Source organism: Trichocoleus sp. DQ-A3 (assembly GCF_039961975.1).
GTDB lineage: Bacteria > Cyanobacteriota > Cyanobacteriia > Cyanobacteriales > FACHB-T130 > FACHB-T130.
The window spans coordinates 91,573-113,848 of record NZ_JAMPKC010000019.1 but is presented as its reverse complement, the minus strand read 5'-3'; the positions used below and the strand labels follow the sequence as shown (position 1 = coordinate 113,848).

At 49.4% G+C, this 22,276-nt stretch carries 16 protein-coding genes; 9 read left to right on the top strand and 7 right to left on the bottom strand.

The genetic code is table 11. The features are described from left to right. Window positions 1-94 precede the first annotated feature (94 nt). A complete protein-coding gene (locus tag NDI44_RS22050) occupies window positions 95-226 on the bottom strand; it encodes a hypothetical protein (protein ID WP_277877452.1) in 132 nt (43 codons plus the stop codon). Window positions 227-423: 197 nt separating this feature from the next. Here NDI44_RS22050 and pds point away from each other — a divergent pair, with 197 nt between their 5' ends. After that, a complete protein-coding gene (pds, locus tag NDI44_RS22045; protein WP_190410267.1) occupies window positions 424-1,857 on the top strand; it encodes a 15-cis-phytoene desaturase in 1,434 nt (477 codons plus the stop codon). 125 nt (window positions 1,858-1,982) lie between these two features. Next, complete coding sequence (gene crtB / locus NDI44_RS22040; protein WP_190410266.1) at window positions 1,983-2,912, top strand: 15-cis-phytoene synthase CrtB; 930 nt, start codon at window positions 1,983-1,985, stop codon at window positions 2,910-2,912. A gap of 255 nt (window positions 2,913-3,167) precedes the next feature. On the opposite strand, the gene NDI44_RS22035 is transcribed toward crtB, so the two are convergent. Further along, on the bottom strand, window positions 3,168-3,527 hold the full coding sequence (locus NDI44_RS22035) for a DUF952 domain-containing protein (protein WP_190410265.1): 360 nt from the start codon (window positions 3,525-3,527) through the stop codon (window positions 3,168-3,170). Window positions 3,528-3,761: 234 nt separating this feature from the next. Beyond that, window positions 3,762-4,649: a PhzF family phenazine biosynthesis protein gene (locus tag NDI44_RS22030; RefSeq protein ID WP_190410264.1), complete on the bottom strand. Its 888-nt coding sequence runs from the start codon at window positions 4,647-4,649 to the stop codon at window positions 3,762-3,764. A gap of 387 nt (window positions 4,650-5,036) precedes the next feature. Between NDI44_RS22030 and NDI44_RS22025 the strand changes: the two genes are divergently transcribed. After that, window positions 5,037-6,107: a septal ring lytic transglycosylase RlpA family protein gene (locus NDI44_RS22025; protein WP_339380757.1), complete on the top strand. Its 1,071-nt coding sequence runs from the start codon at window positions 5,037-5,039 to the stop codon at window positions 6,105-6,107. A gap of 76 nt (window positions 6,108-6,183) precedes the next feature. Here the strand turns inward: NDI44_RS22025 and NDI44_RS22020 are convergent, their stop codons facing one another. From NDI44_RS22020 to NDI44_RS22010, 3 genes are all read right to left on the bottom strand, one after another. Continuing rightward, complete coding sequence (locus NDI44_RS22020) at window positions 6,184-7,731, bottom strand: anthranilate synthase component I family protein (protein ID WP_190410272.1); 1,548 nt, start codon at window positions 7,729-7,731, stop codon at window positions 6,184-6,186. A 437-nt stretch (window positions 7,732-8,168) separates the two neighbouring features. After that, a complete protein-coding gene (locus NDI44_RS22015; protein ID WP_190410263.1) occupies window positions 8,169-8,594 on the bottom strand; it encodes a photosystem I reaction center subunit II PsaD in 426 nt (141 codons plus the stop codon). Between the two features lie 171 nt (window positions 8,595-8,765). Continuing rightward, window positions 8,766-11,015, bottom strand: coding sequence for a DICT sensory domain-containing protein (locus tag NDI44_RS22010; protein ID WP_190410262.1), 2,250 nt, complete (start codon window positions 11,013-11,015; stop codon window positions 8,766-8,768). Between the two features lie 474 nt (window positions 11,016-11,489). Here NDI44_RS22010 and NDI44_RS22005 point away from each other — a divergent pair, with 474 nt between their 5' ends. From NDI44_RS22005 to NDI44_RS21980, 6 genes are all read left to right on the top strand, one after another. Continuing rightward, window positions 11,490-13,025 carry a ferredoxin--nitrite reductase gene (locus NDI44_RS22005; RefSeq protein ID WP_190410261.1) on the top strand — a complete coding sequence of 512 codons (1,536 nt, stop codon included), beginning with the start codon at window positions 11,490-11,492 and terminating at the stop codon, window positions 13,023-13,025. An 80-nt stretch (window positions 13,026-13,105) separates the two neighbouring features. Continuing rightward, on the top strand, window positions 13,106-14,440 hold the full coding sequence (locus tag NDI44_RS22000) for a CmpA/NrtA family ABC transporter substrate-binding protein (protein WP_190410260.1): 1,335 nt from the start codon (window positions 13,106-13,108) through the stop codon (window positions 14,438-14,440). A 90-nt stretch (window positions 14,441-14,530) separates the two neighbouring features. Further along, a complete protein-coding gene (ntrB, locus tag NDI44_RS21995) occupies window positions 14,531-15,373 on the top strand; it encodes a nitrate ABC transporter permease (protein ID WP_190410259.1) in 843 nt (280 codons plus the stop codon). Between the two features lie 165 nt (window positions 15,374-15,538). Beyond that, a complete protein-coding gene (locus NDI44_RS21990) occupies window positions 15,539-17,539 on the top strand; it encodes a nitrate ABC transporter ATP-binding protein (protein WP_190410258.1) in 2,001 nt (666 codons plus the stop codon). Window positions 17,540-17,618: 79 nt separating this feature from the next. Continuing rightward, a complete protein-coding gene (locus tag NDI44_RS21985; protein ID WP_190410257.1) occupies window positions 17,619-18,464 on the top strand; it encodes a nitrate ABC transporter ATP-binding protein in 846 nt (281 codons plus the stop codon). Window positions 18,465-18,566: 102 nt separating this feature from the next. Beyond that, on the top strand, window positions 18,567-20,858 hold the full coding sequence (locus NDI44_RS21980; RefSeq protein ID WP_190410256.1) for a nitrate reductase: 2,292 nt from the start codon (window positions 18,567-18,569) through the stop codon (window positions 20,856-20,858). A 273-nt stretch (window positions 20,859-21,131) separates the two neighbouring features. Here NDI44_RS21980 and NDI44_RS21975 read toward each other — a convergent pair whose 3' ends face one another. After that, on the bottom strand, window positions 21,132-22,073 hold the full coding sequence (locus tag NDI44_RS21975; protein ID WP_190410255.1) for a DUF5996 family protein: 942 nt from the start codon (window positions 22,071-22,073) through the stop codon (window positions 21,132-21,134). Window positions 22,074-22,276: the final 203 nt, after the last annotated feature.

Sequence of the window (22,276 nt, the reverse complement as noted above, 5' to 3'; positions counted from 1 at the left end):
GTGTTTTCTTGTTCGTATGCTTTGACTACTTTTTCTCGAAAGTCGATGGAGTAAGGTTTCATTCTACCTGTTCATGCACTGACCTCAATGTACTCTATATACCTGCAATCTGCTGTAGCTTTTCATACAGACGTTGTCTTTGAGCGCGTACTGCTGCAAGCTCCTTTGCCAGTGCCCTATCTCGTTCGCTGAGTGGTTGAGGTGCATCGGGATTGTCTTGACTCATCGGTCTTTCCTGCGGGTTCAGCTCGGACGATAATTTCTCATTATTGCCCCGCTCCGATCGCAGCTAATATTCATCGATCGGGAGAGGGTGACAACTTTACAGAGATTTGCAGTGGGGTAGCGCTATCTTCTGTAACGAAATGCAACGTATAATGAGAGCGACCAAACACGCAAGCAGCTATAAGGGTAGACCATCAGATGCGAGTTGCGATCGCTGGGGCGGGTTTAGCAGGGCTTTCCTGCGCCAAATATTTGACAGATGCCGGTCACACTCCCATCGTTCTAGAACGTCAGGACGTTCTAGGCGGTAAGGTGGCAGCATGGAAAGACGAAGACGGCGACTGGTACGAAACCGGACTGCACATCTTTTTTGGGGCTTATCCCAATATGTTGCAGCTATTTAAGGAACTCGGTATTGAAGATCGATTGCAGTGGAAAGAACACACAATGATCTTCAACCAGCCCGATGCCCCCGGTACTTATTCTCGCTTTGACTTTCCGGACATTCCGGCACCATTTAATGGCGTCACAGCGATTTTGGGCAACAACGATATGTTGACTTGGCCTGAAAAAATTCGCTTCGGGATTGGTTTAATTCCGGCGATGGTTCAGGGGCAAAAATACGTTGAAGAGATGGATAAATACTCGTGGTCGGAATGGATGAAAAAGCAAAACATCCCCCCACGGGTAGAAAAAGAAGTTTTCATTGCCATGTCCAAAGCACTGAACTTCATTAACCCAGATGAAATTTCTGCCACGATATTGCTGACCGCTCTCAATCGCTTCCTTCAGGAAAAAAATGGCTCAAAAATGGCATTTTTGGATGGTTCCCCGACCGAGCGGTTGTGTCAGCCAATGGTAGATTACATCACCGAGCGCGGTGGGGAAGTGCGGTTGAATATGCCGATCAAGGAATTTTTGCTCAATGCCGATGGCACGGTGCGGGGATTCTTGATTCGTGGGTTAAATGGTGCTGCGGATGAAATTATTACGGCGGATGCTTATGTATCTGCGATGCCGGTTGATCCCCTGAAGGTGATGTTGCCCCAATCTTGGCGTCAGATGGAGTATTTCCAAAAGCTAGACGGCTTAGAGGGTGTCCCGGTCATCAACGTGCATCTGTGGTTTGACCGAAAATTAACTCAAATTGACCATCTGCTGTTTTCGCGATCGCCCTTGCTTAGTGTCTACGCGGACATGAGCAACACCTGTCGCGAATATGCGAACCCCGACCGCTCAATGTTGGAATTGGTGCTGGCACCAGCAAAAGATTGGATTAGCAAATCGGATGGGGAAATTGTAGACGCCACCGTTGCAGAATTGGAAAAACTTTTTCCCGATCATTTTGGGGGTGAGAACCCAGCCAAGTTGCTGAAATATCACGTTGTCAAAACCCCTCGTTCAGTCTACAAGGCAACTCCAGGGCGTCAGCAATATCGTCCTTCCCAAGAAACACCGATTGCGAATTTCTATTTGACGGGTGATTACACCATGCAGCGTTACCTAGCGAGTATGGAAGGTGCCGTACTTTCTGGTAAGCTGACAGCGCAGGCAATTGTGAGCAGTCAGTCGTCAGTAGTCACCGATCAATCGTCAACGGTCACCGATCAGGCGTTAGTCGTTAGTGGGTAATGGTTAGGGGGAAAGAGTCTACTCCCGAATATCTGACTATCTATTACCTGCTACCAAAGAACAACAGACTCAGGACAATTGACAATTGACAACGGAAAACTGACAATCTCTGGTGCCTGTACTGAATGCTGCAACTGTCTAATTTCCCGCGCATGAGAACGCTGGCTTCAATAGAGGACGCTTACCAACTCTGTCGCCAGATTACGGCTAAGTACGCAAAGACGTTTTATCTGGGTACGCTGCTGATGCCAGCAGCCAAGCGCCGTGCCATCTGGGCAATTTATGCTTGGTGTCGTCGCACCGATGAACTGGTAGACGGTGCCTCAGCTGCGATTACGACTCCTGAAACTTTGGATCGATGGGAAAAACAGCTAGAATCTGTTTTTGCTGGCGAACCCCTAGACGACCCGGATGTGGCTTTGGTAGATACGCTGAAACGCTTCCCGATGGATATTGAACCATTTCGGGATATGATTGCGGGTCAGCGGATGGATCTCTACCGGAGCCGATACAAGACCTTTGAGGAACTCAATCTTTACTGCTATCGGGTTGCTGGTACGGTGGGGTTGATGTCTACTGCGGTGATGGGTGTCGATACGGAACCGTATACAGCACCCTGGAAACGCAATCAAGAGATTTATATTCCGACCTCGGAAGCGATCGCACTTGGCATTGCTAACCAACTCACTAACATCCTGCGAGATGTCGGAGAAGACGCCCGTCGGGGTCGCATTTACCTGCCCCTCGAAGAATTAGCGTTATTTAACTACACCGAACAGGATTTGATGAATGGGGTAGTCGATGAGCGATGGCGCGAATTGATGCGTTTCCAAATTCAACGGGCACGCAAATTCTACGTTGAAGCCGAACAGGGAATTGGTGCCCTTAGCCCCGATGCTCGTTGGCCCGTTGCGGCGGCTTTAATGCTCTATAGCCAAATTCTCGATCGGATTGAACGCAATCAATACGATGTATTTAGCACCAGAGCTTACGTCCCGACTTCCCGGAAGCTGCTGAGTTTGCCAGCGGCTTGGTTGAGGGCGCAGGTGCTATAACTCTGTGGAGCTGGCGGCTTGTGGCGCTGGCGACTTGTGGCGCTTGCGACAACCAGAGGAAAATCAACTCACGTCTGTAAATCCTATGTTTTTTGGGATTAGCCATTCCCGATTTCAAGTCCGTTTATTGAGCAATCGATAAACGGACTTGCTCCTATTTAATCCTTTGATAGCCCCAAATCAACCAGAAATGCGGCTCAGGTTGCCTCTAATGGGCAACGAATGCGGCTAGATGAGGATGCTCGCTCTCGTTCTTCAAGCCTTATTAGCACTCCCAGCAATCTCTGGCGGCAATTCAAAGCAGCCATCATCCCCCGGAGAGAAATCCAGCACTTGCACCACAGCATTGATATTTAAAGATCCATAGATATGAGGAAACCGTTCTCCTTCGTCTAATCCCTCGTATCGGATTTCTGCCTCAACTGCCTCCGAATCAAGGCACAGGAGGACTAAGCCACTTTGGGAATGAAAAAAGCTATTCGCTACATTAATAACTTGCTCTGGCGTTGAGCAGTGGATAAAACCCTCTGATTCCAGCGTATCGCCACAATATTTTTTAGTTGATTTTGCTTCTTCCCACTGTTCGCGCTGCGTGATGTGCAAAATAATACTCATAAAATTTCTCAAAAATTGTTAGTTTTACAGTTCTCTTGGTAAGAGATAGGCTCTTTTTTACTTGCACAAATAGAGGCAAAATCCGGTTGACTTAAGACTAAAAACCTTCCCTGTGTAGCTCGCCTTGATGCCTGAAACCACGCATGCACAAGGATTTGATGGGTTTGGCTAACCCGAACCCAATCTATAATTATGCTTGACCAAACCGGATTGAGTCAAAGCAAATCTTACCAATTAGACGAATTCCCCTTTGGCAACTAAAATTACTTTACCACCCACCGATACTTCAATGAAATCAGCCTTTTTGTGAGCCTTTAACAACAACAAAGAAGGTCTGCCAATTTCATATCCTTGCTCAACTCTGACATCAATTGTCTCTGCTCCAAAATAGGAATGCTGGACCAAATAACCAGCTAAACAACCATTCGCACTTCCTGTAGCAGGGTCTTCGGGAATGCCTGCATAATCTGCAAACACGCGCACGCTCAAGTTATTCTCTGGATAATAAGTTTCAGGGCAGAAAACCAATATACATTTGCCTTGAGAGTGGCTAACTAAATCAAAATATTTATCCTTATTTACCTTGATTCGCTTTAAGGACTGGTGCGTTTTCAAGGGAACGATAATAAAGGGAACCCCCGTAGAAACTTCTTGAATCGGGAATCGAGGATCTATCTCGCTAGGTTCTAAATTCAAAACTTGGGCGAGTGCCTCTCCCTCGAAGGTTTGGTTAAAAATAGGTGGTTTTTGCTGCATCCACAACCATTCTACTGCTTGCTCTCCATAATGCAGCGATACAGGAATTTGTCCAACTTTCAGATTTAAAATTAAGTTTTCAACCGGCTGATTAATAATTTCTTGTTGCAAAATATAGGCAGTCCCTAAGGTAGGATGACCGGCAAACGGTAATTCTTGCTCAGGCGTAAAAATCCGCACATCATAACCTCCCTCTCGAACTTCTGAAGAGGTTATAAAAGTGGTTTCTGAGTAGTTCGTTTCTTTAGCAATTCGTTGCATCTGAACATCAGAAAGCTCACCGGCATTTATAAAGACTGCTAGTTGATTACCCGTATATTTTTCTACGGCAAATACATCAACAATGTAAAAGTTAAGTGGCTTCATACTTGTCAAAATCGCTGCTATATGGTTTATTAGCTAGAGGCTGGGATCGCGTCTAAATGCACAACTCAGCCAGATGGCAGATATACCAAATAAGGAGGTTGGTATACTAGAGAACGTTTGCAAATCCAGAGTGCATTGTAACTAAAGATTTTTTTGCCAATGCCATTTTTCGGACTTGTTTGGGTAACTTCTTGGGTCAGCTGTTTTTTCTCTAACCAGGCGTTGTCGAGTATACCTGATTACCTCTCGATAACACTTCCAGCCAAGGTTTTTTCAGCTGTCAATAATCCCCTGGATAGCGATAAACCTCTGTTTGTTTACGCTGTAGGAACGGGGAAACCGTACTCTTATTTAAGCGGTTTACATTCTCAGAAATTCAGTGCGTTCTTGCCTTCCTGGGATTTCCAGCTAGGAGGAAATCAGAGCCAATCTTCATCAAATAAAGCCAAAACGCCCGAACAATCTAGGCGAAAGCTAGAGACGGTGGATAATGTCCTTTGCCGCCCTGGCTCGGCACCCACGAAGGAAGTGCCAGTAGCGCCAACTATGCTATCTCAGTCGGCTTCATGGGTTGAAGTTCCTGCCAGTCGAGCGTCAAAGCCGAGTTTTCCAGACAGAATCATGCAGGTGATGCAAAATTTGTTGAAATTGCCTGCTTGGGCTGAATCTCGCGATACAACGCCTTCGCCGGTTGCAGTCGTTCGGATTCGCGAGCAAGGCGCATCAGGCGATCGCTTAATCAATGAAAAAATTGGAAAACGGCAAGGTCTGTGGATGTCCTTGGCTGGGCGCAAAAGCAAGAGCGTTGCCACATCTAGCGGAGAACCGGAGCAGTTTCAAGTCTGGGTGAAGGGACATTTGGTGGCTCAAATCCCCGAAAAACCCCAAGCTGAGCGATTTGCCAAGCGAATCGCGCAACTCCTGCAAAACTCCAATGTAGACGCTTCGCAACTGAAACCAACGCTGGTGGATGGGAAGCCGGGGGGTAAGCTAGGCAACAACCAGTTGTTTGTAATTGACGACGCGATCGCTACCAACTTCAATCGCGATCGCCAACTCTTGGCAATCGAATGGGTAAATAATCTCCGCCTCGCCTTGGGAGAAACGCCTTTAACCTTGGTGGAAGCTCAAGCCCAAATGCACGGATTAACCCAGACAGATACCAAACTAGAGGGTTTAGCCTCTTGGTATGGCGGTTATTTTCACGGACGCCAAACGGCAAACGGCGAAATCTATAACCAGGATGCACTGACAGCAGCTCATCCCTCTCTGCCTTTTAATACCTTTTTGAAAGTGACAAACTTGAAAAATGGGGATGCTGTCATCGTGCGGGTGACTGACCGTGGCCCTTACATTGCGCCGAGAACGCTGGATTTGTCGCGGGGAGCCGCTCGCTGCGTTAAGAGCGAAGAAGTGGGCGTGATTCCCTATGAAGCCGTGGTGATGAAACCGCTCTAACCTCGATCGAGGGCTGTTCTTGAAAAACAGACGCGATGATTAATCGCGTCTCTACACTCCATTAACGGTTTAGCCTCTATTCAAGACAGCGGATAGCCTCTAGCAATCCCTTAGCTTTGTTGAGGGTTTCTTGGTACTCGGTTTCGGGGCGAGAATCTGCAACCAGACCCGCACCCGCTTGGACTGACACCTGATGTTTCCCACTGGCTTGAGAGCGAACAACCATCGTGCGAATCGCGATCGCTGTATTTAATTGCCCCTCAAAGTCATACCAGCCATAAGCCCCCGAATAGGGGCCGCGACGGCAGGGTTCGAGTTCGTGAATAATCTCCATCGCCCGAATCTTGGGGGCACCGCTGACGGTTCCGGCGGGGAAGCAGGCTTTGAGTAAATCCCAGGCGGTTTTATCGGGCGCGAGTTCTCCCAGTACGTTGCTGACGATGTGCATCACATGAGAGTAACGCTCGATGAGCATCAATTCATCGACTCTCACCGTGCCGCTGGTGCAGACGCGCCCCAAATCATTGCGACCTAAGTCAACTAGCATGACGTGTTCGGCAATTTCCTTTGGGTCTTGAAGTAAGTCCTCAGCAAAGGCGTCATCTTCTTTAGGCGTCTTCCCTCGCGGGCGCGTCCCGGCAATCGGGCGCACGGTCGCGCTCATCCCCTCCTCTGTTAGCGCCGCATCGCCTCCGTAAGAACTCAGCACCGCCTTCACCATCACTTCCGGGCTAGAACCAATAATCTGCCAATCGCCGAAGTTGAAATAAGCCATATAAGGCGAGGGATTAATGAGACGCAAAGAGCGATATAAAGCAAAGGGATCGCCGCTATATTCGGCACAGAGTTGTTGAGACAGGACGACCTGGAATATATCTCCGGCACGAATATAATCTTTTGCCTTTTCCACATTGGTGCAGAATTGTTCGCGTCCGGTGTTACTGGTGTAGGTGAGTTGCTTCTCCCGATTTTCAGGGGGCGTCCATTGCAACAAAGTATCTTTTCCCGACAGAGGTAGCTGGAGTTTGCTGACCAGTTGAGTAACGCGATCGCACGCTTGTTGATATGCCTGAGCCAAATCTACATCTGGATCGCGCAAATCTGCATACGCGATCGCCCAAATCTTCCGCTTCACCTGATCGAAAATAATCAGGTTATCTACCTGCATCCACAATCCATCCGGTAAATCGTCCTCTGAGGCGGGATAAATCGGCACGCGCGGCTCTATCCAGTTAATTAGTTCATAACCCCAGAAGCCAAATAATCCGCCGATTCCGGGCGGCAATTGGGGCAACGTTACCGGGTGAAACGGCTTTAGGCAGTAAGCTAATGCCTGAAACGGATCGCCTTCAAACGCGATCGCTCTCCCGTCACGGTGGGTTTGCGTCGTTTTATTTCCTCTCGCCTCCAACACCCACAAAGGATCGCAGCCGACAAAACTGTAGCGACCTACTTTTTCCCCACCTTCCACGGATTCCAGTAAAAAGCTATAAGGCTGTCCAGCACAGACTTTGTACCAAGCAGACACGGGTGTATCTAGGTCTGCCACCCATTCCTGATACACCGGCACAAAATTACCCTGTTTAGCCAGATCGGAAAATTGGGAAAAATCAGGAAAAATCATAATTTTCTTGCGTTCTGGATCGAGGCGATTCGCCCTAGCGCCGCCATTATTCATCCAGGTTAAAACAGAAATGGGCGCAAATGGGAAAAGGGAAGAACCAGACGCTTTAGTTGAGCCTTCATCTTTCTCCTTTAGACTCTCGTATTTTTGTTTTATCTAATTTCCCCAATTTATCGGGGAGTCTTGGAGGATAAGTCGTGGGGAGCAAATATAGCAGTTCTCAGTTGGGTGGAATATCCTGGGGTTCTAATGTTTGATAGGCGCTTTTGGATTGTCATGCTCCTACAGATGTATCGCACCCAAATGAGAATTGCGATATCTGAATTCAAACTGTTAACCCAACAGAATTGCCCTTGCTTCGCCCATTTATCGCATCATCTTTAACGAAAAAGTAGGGTGGATGCCCACCCTACTAATGCTAAATAATTAAAAAGGTGCTAAACGTCGTAAGTCGCACGACCGCTAAACTTAATCGTTGGCGGTTCCGGGTTGCTACCAATGTTCCGTTCTACCTTATTCACATAAGGACGACCTTGATTGACTTTCTCTGGGAAGACGCCATCCTTCGGATGCAGATACTCCATTTCACCGTTCGGGAAGACACGGTAAATCTTGTAGTTGTTGATTTTGAACTTGGCTCGGAGTACCTGACCGCCTAACATGATGCAGTATTCTTTACGTGCTAGGTATAGCAAGTTATCACCTTGGTTCATGATGGCAGAGCCACCAGTGGGCAATTCAAATACTTGCTGTTTCGGGCTTGTCCAAGTGATGGCGTACTTTTCTTCTAGTTCAGCTTTGGTGAGCAAACCGCCGGTACCGCCGCCAAATATGGGGGTTTGTCCAGTAAGAGTCTCTGGCATAGATTTTTCTCCCAACGTTTTAGGGCATCCTATCACCGAGGCAAGGCCTGTCTTGCGAGTCTGTCAAGAACTGTAACAGTTTGTCATTAGCCATTTAGTCATGAGTCATTTAGTCATTAGTCATGGGTCATTAGTCAAGCACTCCTGACTACTAATTGCTGACTAATTTCATCAAAGACTACTGACTGCTGACTGTCTTGCCGCGATAGGGACGGTAAAGTGAAACTGACTACCTTGGTCTTTCCCAGCAGATTCAGCCCAAATTTCACCGCCCCAACCCGTGACAACTTGGCGACAAATCGCAAGTCCCAGACCAGTACCGCCAGTAGTTCGCCGCAGAGCGCCTTCTTCCTGATAGAACCGATCGAAGACAGCCTCCAGCCGGTTGGGTTCAATGCCACGACCTGTATCGGCAACTGTAACTTCCAGCATTGAGCTGTCGTTACACTCAGCGAGTATCGTAATTTTTCCTTGAGGCGTTGTAAATTTGCAAGCGTTGTCCAGCAGTTTGGCAAGCACCTCGACCAGCCACTCCCCATCCGCTCGTACTAAAGGCAGCGAATCAGACACTTTAGTAATAATCTTTGGTAGCTGACCATCGGAATTGCGGGCGCGGATACTGCTGAGGGCAAGATCGATGCACTCTGGCAGCGCTAGGGGTTCTGGATGCCATTGCACCCGACCACTTTCTAGGCGAGAAAGGGTGAGGAAATCTTGAACCAGTTTACGCATCCGCTCGGCGTCGGTGAGAGCGGTACTGAGCATCACTTGCCGCATCTCCGGGGGCATATCAGGTTCGCTCGCTAGACTTTCCAGGCAGACTTGGATAGTAGAGAGGGGGGTGCGGAGTTCGTGACCCGTAATCGCGACTAAGTTGCTGCGAGTGCGATCGAGAGCTTCTAGCTGTTGGTTGAGGTCTTCCAGGTTCGCGTAGGCTTCGGCTTGAATCAATGCCCCGGCGATTTGAATAGAAATGGCTTCTACAAGTTCTAATTCGTCGTCCTGCCACTCGTAGGGGGTAGCACCGCAATGATGCAGCTCTACTATCCCCAGTAGCCGATCCTGATATAGCACTGGCATCATCAGCCAAGACTGAATAGCAAAGCGGCTCGCCAGAGTTTGAAGTGGGCGATTGGAAGGAAGTTCCGACACTCCTACCGATATTCCTGCCGACACTTCTACAATGCGAGGGTCGATATGAGTATCGGCAACATAAACTCGCTCTCGGTTCTGCACAACTTCCTGAAATAGAGGATTTTCCTGTAAAGGCCAATCCTGACCGAGTGCAGAGGCAAGTCGAGAATTCCCGTTATCGGTCACTTTCAAAAATTCATGGTTAATCGTGGCAGAAGTATCGATTTCCCCGGCACGATAAATCAGACACCGGCAAGCAAACAATGCCTGTCCTAATTCCTGTACGGCAATGGATAGAATTTCATCCGGGTGTAACGGCTGTCCCGTATGGCTACCCCGCCGGATGGCAGCCGTAATCGAGTTGACTAGGCGTTCTTTGCGTTCTTGGGCGGAAATTGAGCGATAAGCTTTGAGCAGCTTGTACTGCCCCGCTTGCAAGTAAGTGACTAGGCACTGAACAAAGGGGTCGGGATTGTCGGTTAGAGACTCTGGAGTTTGGGCGGAGGGTTCCTTTGGCGCCTGTGGCTGTACGGAGTTTTGAACTAAAAAATTCTGCCGATTCGCTGCTTCCCGATCGGTTTTTCCAAAGGAAGTTTCTAAAAACTCTCCCCTCGAAGGAATGCCGTAAATATTTCGTGCTTGAGCGAGCTTTTGAGCCAATTCCGGACGGTACTGCGAAATCCGATTGAGTAATAATTCAGCAACGATGCAACTGACTTGCCGATCGAACGTCCAGATTCCCTCAAACCGGCGGGCGGGGTCTATCCCTTCAAACGATGACATCCGCAATCGGGAGGTGGTTCGAGGAAGGTCAGAAGTGCGGCGGCTAGGGGAAAACGCGGGTGCGATTCCTTTTCTAGCTGCGGTCTTTCCTCTTACACCCTGACGCGATCGCCCATCCTCTGTTAGGTTTCGTTCTCGACAAACCAAGCAGGTAGCATAATTCTGCCCGATCACCACTAAGTGCCACTCTTGACTTAAACCATCGGTTGGCTCAAACGCAACAGTTTCGTAAGCTTCCGAACTGTTGCTAAAGTCGGTTTCTGGGGCTGCCAACACATATAACTGCTCTGTCCGTTCTGCAATCCGTCGGTAACGGTGAGCCTCCTGACGATAGAAGCGCTCTCGCTGGAAACTGGCAATCACCAGATGCTGGTCTAAAGATGCCAGAACCTGGTCTTCCATCGCATGAGATAAGGCGATTAAGGAAGACTTGAAATACATTTGAGGTCGCAGCTGGGGCAGGACTTGCAGCAAATCTGCCAGCACAGAAGTCGGGATGATCATTTAGTAATTTGCCGAGTTTCGTACCCGTTCTATGCCTATCGTACAAAAGAGCGTTCCCTACTAACGGTTTGAATATTTCCTTGTAATCCGGTTTTAACGATTGTAAATTCTCACAAAATTGCTTAACTCCTCGTTCAAGGGGAGGCAAATCGCTTTTGTATGAGTTTTCTTATTTGACGGCTGTGAGTTGCGGGAAACTCAATGATTGCATTGATAGGGGTTTTGGGGTCGCGATCGCTTCCCCAAAACCCCTCGCCACAAGAATTTCTTATGTAAATCATTAATCCTCCTTAAGGGGGATGTCATGACTAAATGGCATCCGATCGATGCAAAAACTTCATTTGTATTAACATTTTGTAATTTCTTATACGAATTTCACAGTTGAGTTTGCATAACTTATCATCAACGAGCAATTGACAAACACAAGATTATCCGTTTGCGGGCATTCGAGCGCCACGTAATGAGGACACACCCATGACAAGCACAGCCACGCCCACAGCAAGTCTTAATAAATTTGAAAAATTCAAAGCAGAGAAAGATGGTCTGGCGGTAAAGGCAGAAATTGAACATTTTGCCCAGGTTGGCTGGGAGGCGATGGACGAAACAGACCGCGACCACCGACTCAAGTGGGTAGGGATTTTCTTCAGACCCGTTACGCCCGGAAAATTTATGATGCGGATGCGGATGCCCAGCGGTCTCCTCACCAGCGATCAAATGCGAATGCTCGCCGAGATTGTGCAGCGTTACGGTGAAGATGGCAGCGGCGACATCACCACCCGGCAAAATATCCAACTGCGGGGAGTCCGAATCGAGGATGTGCCAGAAATTTTCCGACGGTTAGAGCGAGTCGGGATGACCAGCATTCAGTCGGGGATGGATAACGTCCGCAACATCACGGGTTCGCCAGTTGCGGGGATTGATGCGGATGAATTGTTTGATACGCGAAGTCTTGTGCAGCAAGTCCAGGACATGATTACGAATCATGGGGAAGGCAACAAAGCTTTCAGCAATCTGCCTCGGAAATTCAATATTGCGATCGCGGGTTGCCGCGACAACTCGGTTCACGCCGAAATCAACGACCTTGCCTTCGTCCCCGCCTACAAAGAGGGCATCTTTGGGTTTAATGTCCTCGTCGGTGGTTTGTTCTCTGCCAAGCGGTGTGATGCTGCCATTCCCCTCAATGCTTGGGTGCATCCTGACGATGTTGTAGAGGTATGCCGAGCCGTTTTAGAAGTTTTTCGCGATCGCGGTCCCCGATCGAATCGGCACAAAGCACGGCTGATGTGGCTGATCGATGAATTGGGGTTAGGACAATTCCGAGCCTTGGTAGAAGAATATCTGGAGAAGCCTCTCCAACCAGCCGCCGAAAAAGACGAAATTGACTGGGAAAAGCGCGACCACATCGGCGTGTACCCCCAAAAGCAACCCGGCTTAAACTACGTCGGCTTACACGTTCCCGTGGGGCGTCTCTATGCCCAGGATATGTTTGACCTGGCTCGGATGGCTGAAGTTTACGGCAACGGCGAAATGCGGTTCACCGTTGAGCAAAATGTCATCATCCCGAATATTCCCGACTCGCGCTTAGACGCCTGCTTAGCCGAACCCCTGCTACAACGATTCTCGATCAATCCCGATCCCTTAGCGCGATCGCTAGTCTCCTGCACCGGGTCACAGTTCTGCAACTTCGCCTTAATTGAAACCAAAAACCGCGCCCTGGCAACGATTGCAGAACTGGGAGCAGAATTATCTCTAACCAAACCCGTGCGGATTCACTGGACTGGTTGCCCCAACTCCTGCGGTCAGCCTCAAGTAGCCGACATCGGTTTGATGGGGACAAAAGTTCGCAAAAACGGCAAAACCTTAGAAGGTGTCGATCTTTACATGGGAGGCACAGTTGGTAAAGAAGCCCATTTGGGTACCTGCGTCCAGAAAAGCATTCCCTGCGAAGACCTCAAACCTGTATTGCGGAATTTATTGATCGAACAGTTTGGGGCAACTCCTCGTTTCTAGGGGTGGCAAAGAAGCTTTTAGCGACTCCCTACCACCAATTCCCGACTACGTACCACCGAGTTACCACTTCCAAGAGAAATATGAGCAGAGTTTCTAGACGGCAATTTATCATTACAGCAGGCGCAGCCACAGCCGGAAGCTTGCTAGCTCATGGCTGTAGTTCCGGCCCGACCGATAGCGCCAAGTCCGCTTCAAAATCCTCCCCCGTTGCCACCAGCACGGCAGCCAACGCGCCGAAAGTAGAAACAACCACCGCCAAGCTAGGATTTATTGCTCTAACGGATTCCGCGCCCCTAGTTGTAGCCCAGGAAAAAGGGTTGTTTGCCAAATACGGCATGACAGAGGTTGAGGTTGTCAAGCAAGCTTCCTGGCCCGTCACCCGCGATAACTTGGAGCTAGGCACAGCCGGTAACGCCGGTGGGATTGATGGGGCGCATATTTTATCCCCCATGCCTTACTTTATGAGCTTGGGACAAACCAAGAACAAGCAGCCAGTGCCGATGTACATCCTGGCGCGGTTAAATACCAATGGTCAAGCAATTTCTGTTGCCAATACTTACAAAGAATCCAAAGTTGGCTTAGACAGCAAAGGACTCAAAGAAGCCTTTGCCAAAGCTGGGGGCAAAAATGACTTCAAGGCAGCTATTACCTATCCTGGTGGTACCCACGACCTCTGGATGCGCTACTGGTTAGCAGCAGGCGGCATCGATCCAAACAAGGATATTTCTACAGTCCCCGTACCACCGCCTCAGATGGTAGCGAATATGAAAACGGGCAACATGGAAGCCTTCTGTGTAGGCGAACCGTGGAACGCCCAGCTGGTGAACCAAGGGCAGGGTTACACCGCCTTGGTAACGGGAGAACTGTGGAAAGACCATCCCGAAAAAGCTTTTGCGATGCGGGCTGATTGGGTAGATAAAAATCCCAATTCTGCCAAAGCACTGCTAATGGCAATCCAAGAAGCCCAGCAGTGGTGCGATAAGGCAGAAAACAAAGAAGAGATGTGCCAAATTGTCTCCCAAGCAAAATGGTTTAAAGTCCCAGCCAAAGATATTATCGAACGCTCCAAAGGCAACATTGACTACGGCGATGGTCGCCCGGTCGTGCAGAATAGTCCGCTACTGATGAAGTTCTGGTCAGATAACGCTTCTTATCCCTACAAGAGTCACGACACCTGGTTCCTAACTGAAAACATCCGTTGGGGGAATATTCCTGCTGACACCAACATTAAAGAACTTGTTGACAAAGTGAACCGGGAAGACCTCTGGAAAGAGGCAGCCAAAGCACTAGGAGTTCCTGCTTCAGAAATTCCGACTAGCAGTTCTCGCGGTGTTGAAACGTTCTTTGATGGCGTCAAATTTGACCCCGAAAAGCCAGAGGAATACTTGAAGAGTCTCAAGATTAAGAAGGCATAAATCGCGAATAGCGAATAGTTCCAGAGGAATCGGCTATTCGCTGTTTGCTAGCCAATGACGAATCAATATGATTAACAATTAGGAGCGAGAATGACTGCTAGAACTGAGAATCGCCTTTCAAGTAATAATTCCCAGAAGCTAATCGGAACCTTCTTTCAGAAGAAACTTAAACACATTGTGCCACCGCTGCTAGCACTTGCAGCTTTTATGATCCTTTGGCAAATCCTCTGCCCTCCGGGTTCTAAAGGTTTGCCAGGGCCAATCCAAGTACTAAGAGAAACTTGGAACCCCTATATTATCAATCCATTTTTTGATAATGGCGGTACGGATAAAGGCTTGGCGTTGCAAATTTTCGCCAGTTTACAACGGGTAGCGATTGGCTTCTCTCTGTCTACCTTAGTTGGGATTGGGTTGGGGATTTTGATTGGTACCAATCAGTTTACTTACCGCGCTTTAGACCCCCTCTTTCAGGTTCTGCGTACCATTCCCCCTCTGGCATGGCTACCGATTTCTCTGGCAGCATTTCAACAAAGCAATCCCTCAGCTATTTTTGTAATTTTTATCACGTCGATATGGCCCATTATTATTAACACCACCGTGGGAGTGCAGCAGATTCCTCAAGATTACCGAAACGTTGCTAGAGTATTGCGGCTTTCTAAGCAGAAGTATTTCTTTAAGATTCTCTTTCCCGCAGCGGTTCCTTATATCTTTACTGGACTGAGAATTGGCATTGGTTTGTCTTGGTTAGCAATTGTTGCAGCTGAAATGTTGGTAGGCGGTGTGGGAATTGGTTTCTTCATCTGGGATGCTTACAACAACTCTTTACTAAGCCAAATTATTCTCGCGCTTGTCTATGTCGGCATTGTAGGTCTGCTGCTAGATAGGCTGGTCGGTTTCGTCGCCTCCAAAGTTGTACCAGAGGAACAGAAGTAAGGACTGAGGACTGAGTAGGAAGTATTAAGTAAACTCTTCGCCCTTAACTTCTCAACTCATCCTCAATCCTTATCCCTGACTCCTCTTTTAGTTCCTTCTCTCAGTCCTCAGCCCTCATACCTCAGTCCTCACTTCTCTCAGTCCTCATACCTCAGCCCTATTGCTATGTCTGTCTTTGTAGAAATTGACCATGTTGACCGGGTGTACTCGCTTGCCAATGGCGGTACTTATGTGGCACTCAAGAATATTGACCTGAAAATCAAACAAGGTGAATTTGTTTCTTTAATTGGACATTCTGGATGCGGCAAATCAACCCTGCTAAATATGGTGGCTGGTCTAGATAGACCGACGAGTGGGGGTGTGATTTTAGAAGGGCGACAGGTGACTTCGCCGGGACCAGACCGAATGGTCGTGTTCCAAAATTATTCGCTGCTTCCCTGGCTCACCGTGCGGGAAAACATCGCTCTGGGGGTAGATGAAGTATTACAGGACCGGCCCAGAGGTGAGCGCAAGGGGATTGTGGAGCATCACATCGATTTGGTGGGATTGCGGCACGCTGCGGATAAACGACCCGGTCAGCTATCGGGGGGAATGAGACAGCGGGTAGCGATCGCGCGTGCCCTCGCCCTTCGTCCCAAGTTGCTGCTACTCGATGAACCGTTCGGGGCGCTGGATGCTTTGACACGAGGCGGCTTGCAAGAAAAGTTGATGCAAATCTGCCAGGAAAGCAAAGTCACCGCGATCATGGTGACGCACGATGTGGACGAAGCGCTGCTACTGTCTGACCGAATTGTGATGCTGACCAACGGCCCAGATGCCCATATCGGACAGATTCTGGACGTTCCCATCCCTCGCCCACGCAAGCGCATGGAGGTCGTCAATCATCCCAGCTACTACGGCTTGCGGAATGAGATGATTTACTTCCTCAACCAGCAGAAAAAAGCCAAGCAGCGCAAAGCAACGCAACCGGCGGTGGTTGCCCGGAATGGGTTGGAGAAAGTCAATCTGGAAATTGGCTTTATTCCCCTAACTGACTGCGCCCCTTTAGTGGTGGCAAAAGAAAAAGGTTTCTTCGCCAAGCACGGGTTAGAAGATGTGACGCTGAATCGCGAACCCAGTTGGAAAGCGATCGCGCAAGGGGTGGCGACGGGACGCCTAGACGCTGCCCAGATGGTTGCCGGAATGCCGATGGCAATGACCTTGGGAGCCGATGGCCCGCCACTGCCCGTGTGTACGGCGATGACTTTATCGCGCAATGGCAATGCGATTACCTTCAGTAAGGATTTGTACGATCGCGGCGTTCGCACCTTGGCAGATTTCAAGGAAGCGATCGCGCAAACTCCCGACAAGATCCATACGCTCGGAGTGGTGCATCCTGCCTCTATGCACAACATGATGCTGCGCTACTGGCTGGCAAGTGGCGGCATCGATCCCGACCGAGATGTCAGTTTGACGGTGATTCCACCCGCCCAGATGGTCGCCAATCTGAAATCTGGAAGTATTGATGGCTACTGTGTCGGCGAACCTTGGAACTCTCGCGCCGTTCATGAAAAACTCGGTTTTGTCATCGCCACCGATATGGAGTTGTGGGCGGGACATCCGGAGAAGGTACTCGGATGCCAGGAAGAATGGGCAAATAAGTACCCGCAAACTCATATCGCATTGATAAAAGCGCTTTTGGAAGCTTGCGAATACTGCGATGACCGACGCAATCGGGAAGAAATTGTCAACTTACTGTGTCAGCCGCAATACATCGGCTCCGCCCCAGAATACACCCGTCCCGGCTTTATCGATCCCTACATTCGCGGGACGGGCGCAGCACCCGAACAGATGTTGCGTTATAACCAGTTCTTTGTCGATAAAGCGAACTTTCCAGAACCGGAGGAAGGACTGTGGGTGATGACTCAGCTAGCACGATGGGGAATTGTTCCGTTCCCCAAAAACTGGCTAGAAATTCAAGAACGAGTGCGGCGCATCGATGTATTTAGGGAAGCGGCGCGGGAACTCGGCTTAATGGATATCGGACGCGATCGCGCACCCATGCAAATGTTTGATGGCACCATTTTCAATCCCGACGATCCCATTAAGTACCTCAATAGCTTGGAAATTAAGCGTCCAATTCGTATCGAAGAGATTAACATCGACCCCTTAGTTGCGAGTCGTTAGTAATCAGTCATTAGCCATTCGCTAATGGAACTATGGCAAGAACAATTCGCGATTAGCTATTAACAACCTTCACCTCCCCATGCACACTTTGAACAACACTGGCGTCGTCACCCAACTAACCCAAGAAACCGTCAACCGCGACCCGTTTTTGGTCATTGAAGATGTTTCCAAGGTTTATCCCACTCCTACCGGGCCGTATACCGTTCTGGATGGGGTAAATCTCACCGTCTATGAAGGCGAATTTATCTGCCTGATTGGTCACTCTGGTTGCGGTAAATCCACCCTGTTAAACATGGTGTCAGGTTTCAACAAGCCAACTGACGGTGAAGTGCGCCTGGAAACCCTGAAAATCCGCGAACCCGGCCCAGACCGGATGATGGTGTTCCAGAACTATTGCCTGCTTCCCTGGCTGACTGCCTTCGAGAACGTTTACCTGGCAGTGGATTCTGTCTATCCCGGTAAACCCCGGTCGGAAAAAGTCACCATCGTTCGGGATCACCTCGCAATGGTGGGGCTGACTGAAGCAGCAGATAAAAAACCATCTCAGCTGTCTGGAGGGATGAAACAGCGAGTCGCGATCGCTCGTGCGCTCTCGATTCGCCCTAAAGTATTAATTCTGGATGAGCCATTCGGAGCCTTGGATGCCATCACCAAGGAAGAATTACAAGAGGAGTTGCTGACCATCTGGCGCGAACATCAAGTTACTGTCTTGATGATTACCCACGACATCGACGAAGCACTCTTCTTGGCAGATCGGCTGGTGATGATGACCAACGGGCCATCGGCAAACATTGGCGAAGTTTTGAAGATTCCTTTCCCCCGTCCCCGCAATCGTGCCCGGATTATGGAAGATCCGGAATATTACAACCTGCGAAACTACGCCCTCGACTTCCTGTTCAACCGATTTGCTCATGATGATGATTAGTCATCGCTTGTTAGGTATTATCCAATGGGTAATCCCCAACAAGCGATGAAAGTATGGCTAATCGCAATTAGCAATTAGCAATTAGCAACGGACGACTGACGAATGACAACTGACAGTACAAAAACCCTTTGCCCTTACTGCGGCGTCGGCTGTGGATTGGAGGTGACACCTCCAGCGCAAGCCGGTAAGCCAACGCATCGGGATGCTCAAGGGAATCCCATCTGGAAAGTGCAGGGCGATCGCGCGCACCCTTCCAGTCACGGGATGGTGTGTGTCAAAGGTGCTACCGTTGCCGAGTCCCTTTCCAAAGACCGCCTTCTCCATCCGATGCTCCGCGACTCCCTGGATGAACCTTTCCGCCGCGCCACCTGGGAGGAAGCCTTGGATCTCGTCGCGAGCAAGATGCAAAACGTTCTGGCAACTCAAGGATCGGACGCCGTGTGTATGTACGGCTCCGGGCAACTGCAAACTGAAGATTACTACGTTGCTCAAAAACTGCTCAAAGGGTGTCTGGGCACGAATAATTTTGATTCCAACTCGCGCTTGTGTATGTCCTCTGCCGTTGCGGGTTATATGCAAAGCTTTGGTTCAGATGGCCCCCCTTGCTGCTACGAAGATTTAGACTTAACCGACTGTGCTTTTATCATCGGCAGCAACACCGCCGATTGCCACCCGATCGTTTTTAACCGCCTGCGGAAACACCACAAAAAAAATTCCCACGTCAAAATGATTGTGGTCGATCCGCGCCGGACGAACACCGCTGAGGCAGCAGATTTGCACTTAGCGATTCGCTCAGGCACCGATATGGATCTACTCAATGGCATCGCTCACCTGCTGATGCGTTGGGGCGCGATTGATACTTATTTCATTGAAGACTGCACGACGAATTTTCCGGCTTTTGCAGAAGTCATCCAGCACTATCCACCGGAAGTGGTCGCCGAACGATGCGGTATTTCCATCTCTGACCTGGAAACAGCAGCTCGATACTGGGCACAGTCGAAGCGCGTGCTGTCTCTGTGGTCGATGGGCGTGAATCAGTCTTCTGAAGGCACTGCCAAGGTGCGAACGATCGTGAATCTGCACCTGATGACGGCTCAGATTGGCAAACCCGGTGCAGGGCCGTTTTCGCTGACGGGTCAACCGAATGCGATGGGCGGTCGGGAAACCGGCGGTCTTTGCCACATTCTGCCCGGATATCGAGTGGTCAAAAATCCCCAACATCGAGCGGAACTTGAAGCGTTTTGGCAACTCCCCGCCGGACAAATTTCGCCCTATCCGGGTCGCACGGCGTGGGACATTATCACGGGTTTGGAAACCGGAGATGTGGGCGTTCTCTGGATTGCCGCTACGAACCCGGCTGTCAGTTTACCTGACTTGGAACGTGCGAAAGCCGCATTGCAGCGATCGCCTTTTACGGTCTATCAAGACGCCTACTACCCCACTGAAACCGCCGCCTTTGCTCACGTTTTGCTCCCGGCGGCGCAGTGGAGCGAGAAAACTGGCACGATGACTAACTCCGAGCGAGTGGTCACGCTGTGTCAGGCATTTCGCACTCCCCCAGGAGAAGCCAAACCCGATTGGCAAATATTTACAGAAGTCGCACGGCGCTTAGGTTTTGCTGAAAAATTTCCCTACGAGACGCCAGCGTCTATCTATGCCGAATATGTGAAGTTGACACGCGATCGCGTCTGTGATATGAGCGGCATTAGTCACGAACGACTGGCGCAAGAAGGTCCGCTTCAGTGGCCCTGTCCCGATCGTAGTTTTGATACCCCAAGTTTGAGTTCTCCGTTAAACTCTTCAACTCAAAACTCAAAATGTGCTACGCATCGCTACGCTAACAAAACTCAAAACTCAAAACGGCTTTACACGGATTTTCACTTTCCGACGCCGGATGGACGGGCGCGGTTTGGAGCCTATCATTCGCGGGGGCTGGCAGAACCGCCCGATCCCAATTATCCTTTTGTTCTGACGACGGGCAGACTTTACGGACACTGGCACACCCAAACCCGTACCGGACGAATTGATAAAATTCGGCAGATGCACCCGCAGCCATTCATTGAAATTCATCCCCGCGATGCGGCTTCTCTGAAGATTCAGGAGAATGATTGGGTGGAAGTGCGAACCCGTCGAGGCACGGCGCGATTCCCTGCCAGAGTCACCAAGGCGATCGCTCCCGGTGTTACCTTTGTCCCCATGCACTGGGGCGCTCTTTGGGCAGATGGTGCCGAAGCGAACGCCCTCACCCATGCCGAATCTTGTCCCGAATCACTGCAACCGGAACTGAAAGCTTGTGCGGTGCAACTGGTGCCCTTGACTGCTGAAAAAGTTGACTCTGAGTATCTACTCCACCCCACTCAGTCCAAGGCTTTTTCCTCCGCCTTGTCTGTTTAAAATTGCCCCTAAGCTGAGGTAATTTATTCTCAATTCTGGCGTTTGAAATTCAATTTTTTTAGGCTTAAAAAGGGGGACGGCATTACCGTATCCCTTTTTTTATCAATCACGTCGGTCTGCTCTCCAGTGAGAAGATTGGGGCGAGGCGCGGTTGGATTTCTTCTTTTGTCAATCATTAGATCGCCTGGTGATACCAATTCTCTATGAAGTGACGCGGAAAAAAGCGGAGATATTGTCATCCCCTATACAAATACAAGCGATCGCAGACTCGCCTTATTTTCTCACTACTGGAGTATCTTCCAACGCAGCTCGCTCCCAATCTCCCAAATTCGCCCCTGCCTCATAAGTGCTTTGTAGGAATTGCAGCACGGCTGTATCTGGATCGTCTGCTTGTCGCACCGCCTCATAGGGCAGGACAAATTCTTGCAGCTCCGGGCTATAGAATGCAGACTGTGGTTGAATTGGATAATCCTTAAATCCTCTTGGTGTTGGGTAGGCGTAGGCATAAAATAAGGCTTCTGTTGAACCACCCCCAAACCAAAAACCACAACTGCTGACTTCATGGGAATAAGCCTCTCGCGTTACCCAATCTGCCATGTTGGGTACACCTCCTGGATGTTCGGGTGCCCTTCGTCCCGAAAAGCGAGTCACAGCCAGATCGAAACTGCCCCAGAAAAAATGGACAGGACTGCACTTTCCAATATAGTGGGAGCGAAACACCGTCATGATGCGATTGGCTTGTACCAGAATTTGCCAGAAGCGTTGAGCAGATTCCGGATTGTAAGCATGATGTTGATGGTCTTGCTCAAATGGGATCGCATCGGCAATTTCTTGGGGCATTGTCCAGATTTGCACTTCGATACCGAGATCCTTCAGGGTGTTCATCACTTCCTGATAAAAATCAGCTACCGAGCGAGGAGCAAGTGCCAGACTTTTGGTTGTACCTTCGCTTGTCTCGATTTTGAGTTGGTGAGCGAGAAAATCAAAGGTGATTTGAAAGCTGCGTGTTCCGTTAGGAATTGGGCCAGAGGTAAGTCCAGGGGTGGTGACATACAGTGTCGAGTGCCACCAATGGTTGATTTTCGGGGCTAATGCTAACCGAATTTTACCAATAATTTGTGTCCACAAATGCAGCGTTTGATAGGTATCTTGCCAAGCTGAGAGTGACAAAGGGAGCCAAACAGCGTTCGATGAGCGGTGAGCGTAAGTCGTCATCAGATGAATCTCCATGCTCAGGATTGGCGGTAGATACTATAAACAGTATCAGGCTTTGAAAAAGATTTGATTAGCCAATTATTTAGAGAGGAGATTATGCAAGGTTCGGTAATTTATCAAAATATCCGCCAAAAGTGACAGCAATGAGAAAGGGTAGCATTGATTATGCATCAGCTTACCCGTCGGTTTGGCGCGCTCGCTCC